Genomic DNA, 3,528 nt, shown 5'->3' with positions numbered 1-3,528 from the left:
GTCGACCTTGCCGACGAAGTCCATCACGACCTGATCGCCGTCCTTGGCCTTGGAGCCTTTCTTGCGGGCTTTGAAATCCTGCGCCGTCTCGGCCAGGTTCGCCAGCGCCTCGTCCACGGCGGCATCGTCCGGCTTCACGACCAGCTTTTCCAGCTTGATCGATTTCATGTCGAGCTCGGGGATCTCCGGCAGCGCCTCGTAGGACATGGAGACTTCGACGTCGTCGCCTTCTTTCCAGTCCTCGTTGGTCATCTTGACCTCGGGCTGCATGGCAGGGCGGTCGCCGGTCTTCTCGAAATGCTCGTTCATCGCGCTGTCGATGCTTTCCTGCATCGCTTCGCCCATCACCCGCTGGCCGAACTGCTTTTTCAGCAGCGCCATCGGCACCTTGCCCTTGCGGAAGCCCTTCATCTCTACGTCGGGCTGCGCCTCGGCCAGTTTCTCGTTGACCTTGGCCTCCAGCTCGTCCGCCGTCACCGTGATGGCATAGCCGCGTTTCAGACCTTCGTTCAGCGTCTCGTTGACCTGCATGTGTGCTCCATAGGATGAGGCCGCGCAAACCGCGCGGGCGAAAAATTTCCGCCCTTCTATGGCCCCCGTCCCGCCGGTGCAAGGGGCAAGCGGCCGATCGGCACGCTGCCCCGGCACCGGGCACCCGCCCGCGTCAGGCGCCCGCTGCGTAAAGCACAAGGAAGGAGGTATAGGCCGCATAGGCGGCCAGAAAGACCGCGCCCTCGGTCCGGGTGATCTTCCAGCCCGTCCGCGCGAAAACCACGAGTGCCAGCGTGGCCGCGATCATCACCCAGATATCGAAACCGGCGATCTGCGCGGGCACGTCCAGCGGGCTCACGATGGCGGTAATGCCAAGGATGCCGAGGATGTTGAAGATGTTCGACCCGATCACGTTGCCAAAGGCCACGTCCCCCTGCCCCCGCCGCGCCGCGACGATGGAGGTCACGAGCTCCGGCATGCTGGTGCCCACCGCCACGATGGTCAGACCGATCACCGCCTGCGACATGCCCCAGTCTTCGGCCAGCGCCACGGCCCCGATAACCAGCAGCCGCGCCGCACCGATGGTCAGTGCCAGACCGACGAAAAGCCAGACCAGTGACTTACCGAGCCCCATGTCGCTCGCATCCGGGGCGTCGACCTCCACGGTCGCGCCCTTGCGCGCGCCGATCAGCATGAAGGCCAGATAGGCGAGCAGCGATCCCACCATCACGAGGCCGAGGCCCGCGCCGACGCGCCCCCAGAGCACGACGGCAACACAGAGCAGCGACGCCCCCATCAGCACCGCCCCGTCACGCTTGAACGCCGCACTGCCGACGATCACGGGCGCCAGCACGGCGGAAACACCGAGGATGAGCAGGATGTTGGCCGTGTTCGACCCCACCACGTTCCCGAGCGCAATACCCGGCGCTCCCACGAGCGCGGCCTGCAAAGAGGTGACGAGCTCCGGCATCGAGGTGCCGAAACCCACGATGGTCAGGCCGATGACGAGCGGGGGGATTTCAAGCCGCTGGGCAAGGGCAACAGCCCCGCGCACCAGCATTTCACCGCCAAGCAAAAGACCGACGAGCCCGCCGATGACGAAAAGGTAATCCATGCAACTGTCCCTGGCCCCGGATTGAAAACGCGTCCGCAGAGGCCAAGGCGGTCGCTGAAAGCAGATGGCGCGCGCGCGAACCCACTTCAAGGTCCGGCCCCTGCGCGGCGAGATAGATTTCGACATGAGCTATGACGAAAGGTGCTGCGGTCCAGCCCGGCGATCGGGCGGTCCCTTTCCTTCGGCGCGGCGAAAGGTCAGATTGCGCCAGCAAACTGACCGGAGATTTAGATGAACTGGACCGATTTTCGCGAATGGGGGGCGCGCGCGGCGGGATGGGCGGCGCGGTACCATGAAACGCTGCGCGAGCGTCCCGTGCGTGCCCAGGTCACCCCGGGGGAGATTCTGGCCGCCCTGCCGCCCTCCCCGCCTGAGAGGGCCGAAAATCTGGAAACCATCGTGGGCGATTTCGAAGCCACGATCGTGCCGGGCATGACCCATTGGCAGCATCCCCGCTTCTTCGCCTATTTCCCCGCCAATGCCGCGCCGGTTTCGGTGCTGGCGGAATACTACGTGTCAGCACTGGCCGCGCAATGCATGCTCTGGCAAACCTCTCCCGCCGCGACGGAACTGGAAACGCGCGTCTGCGACTGGATGCGGCAGGCGCTTGGTCTGCCGGAGGAGTTCACAGGCGCCATTCAGGACAGTGCCAGCACCGCTACGCTTTGTGCCGTTCTGACCATGCGCGAGCGCGCGTTGGAATGGGCGGGCAATACCAAGGGGCTGGCGGAGGGGCCGAGGCTGCGGGTTTATGTCTCGGAGGAGGCACATTCCTCGGTGGATCGCGCCGTCTGGATTTCGGGGATCGGGGCCGAAAACCTCATCCGGATCCCGGTGACAGGCTCCCGGCGGGCGATGGATGTGGAGGCGCTGGAAGCCGCCATCGCGGCGGACCGCGCGGCGGGGCATCTGCCCTGCGGCGTGGTGCTCTGTACCGGGGCCACCGGGGCGGGTGCCTGCGACGACCTGCGCGCCGCCATCGCCGTGGCGAAGGCCGAGGGGCTGTTTACACACGTCGATGCCGCATGGGCCGGGTCGGCGATGATCTGCCCTGAGTTCAGAGAGCTCTGGCACGGGGTGGAGGGCGCGGACAGCGTCGTCGTCAATCCCCACAAATGGCTGGGCGCGCAGTTCGACTGCACGCTCCTTTACATGCGCAGGCCCGAGGATCTGGTGCGAACGCTGGCGATCCGCCCCGAATATCTACGAACCCATGGCGCCGATGGCGTGATCGACTATTCCGAATGGTCCGTGCCGCTGGGGCGGCGGTTCCGGGCGCTCAAACTATGGTTTCTGTTGCGGGCCCATGGGTTGGAGGATCTCCGCGATATGATCCGCAACCATGTCTTATGGTCCCGGACGCTGGCGGACCGGCTGCGCGCGCAGGAAGGCTTCGAGATTGTGACGGAGCCGATCCTCTCGCTCTTCACCTTTCGCTATCTGCCCGGCGGCCCGGCGGACGAGGTGAACCAGCGGTTGCTCGACAGGATCAACAGCGACGGTCGGATTTACCTGACCCAGACCCGGGTGGACGGAAAGCTGGTGCTTCGGTTTCAGGCCGGAGCCTTCACCAGTACCGAGGCGGATGTGCAAACGGCCTTCGACGTGATCACCGAATTGGCGGAGGCAAGCTGACGCCCGTTCGCGCCGCGAGGGTTAGCGCAGCACCCGCGTCAATCGCGATGCGCAGAGAGCCGAGCAACCGGCCATTCGCCGGGTCGATCACCGGGAAAGACAGGATGCCCCCCGGACCCATGGCGGTGCGGGACAATCTCGCGCCGTCGATGACGGGCGTTTTGCCCCGCTTCCTAAGTATGTCGATGATTTGCCCTTGCCCCGCCATATAATTCCGCGATCCGGTCACAACAATTGCCTCACCCCCCGCGCCATGCAGGGAGGCGTGGAGGATTTGCCCCCCGGCG

Annotated in this window: 4 protein-coding genes; 1 reads left to right on the top strand and 3 read right to left on the bottom strand. The window is 65.4% G+C overall.

The features are described from left to right. On the bottom strand, positions 1–531 hold a 531-nt coding region (locus A3764_RS20270; protein ID WP_269085034.1), incomplete at its 3' end, for a trigger factor. 133 nt (positions 532–664) lie between these two features. After that, positions 665–1,606 carry a calcium/sodium antiporter gene (locus A3764_RS20265; RefSeq protein ID WP_067952026.1) on the bottom strand — a complete coding sequence of 314 codons (942 nt, stop codon included), beginning with the start codon at positions 1,604–1,606 and terminating at the stop codon, positions 665–667. 231 nt (positions 1,607–1,837) lie between these two features. Between A3764_RS20265 and A3764_RS20260 the strand changes: the two genes are divergently transcribed. Then, positions 1,838–3,241, top strand: coding sequence for a pyridoxal phosphate-dependent decarboxylase family protein (locus A3764_RS20260; RefSeq protein ID WP_067920826.1), 1,404 nt, complete (start codon positions 1,838–1,840; stop codon positions 3,239–3,241). Here A3764_RS20260 and A3764_RS26115 read toward each other — a convergent pair. Continuing rightward, positions 3,216–3,528, bottom strand: a 313-nt coding sequence (locus A3764_RS26115; protein ID WP_236628267.1) for a hypothetical protein, incomplete at its 5' end; no start/stop codon positions are given. The genes A3764_RS20260 and A3764_RS26115 overlap by 26 nt on opposite strands.

Origin of the sequence: Sulfitobacter sp. HI0129, from assembly GCF_001635395.1 — a bacterium.
In the GTDB taxonomy this organism is placed as follows: domain Bacteria; phylum Pseudomonadota; class Alphaproteobacteria; order Rhodobacterales; family Rhodobacteraceae; genus Sulfitobacter.
This window is presented reverse-complemented; position numbering and strand designations above follow the sequence as displayed.

What these genes read in the sequence shown, in the direction of transcription:
- A3764_RS20260 (WP_067920826.1), top strand. Translation starts at nt 1,838, where the DNA reads ATGAACTGGACCGATTTTCGCGAATGGGGGGCGCGCGCGGCGGGATGG.
- A3764_RS20265 (WP_067952026.1), bottom strand. Translation starts at nt 1,606, where the DNA reads ATGGATTACCTTTTCGTCATCGGCGGGCTCGTCGGTCTTTTGCTTGGC.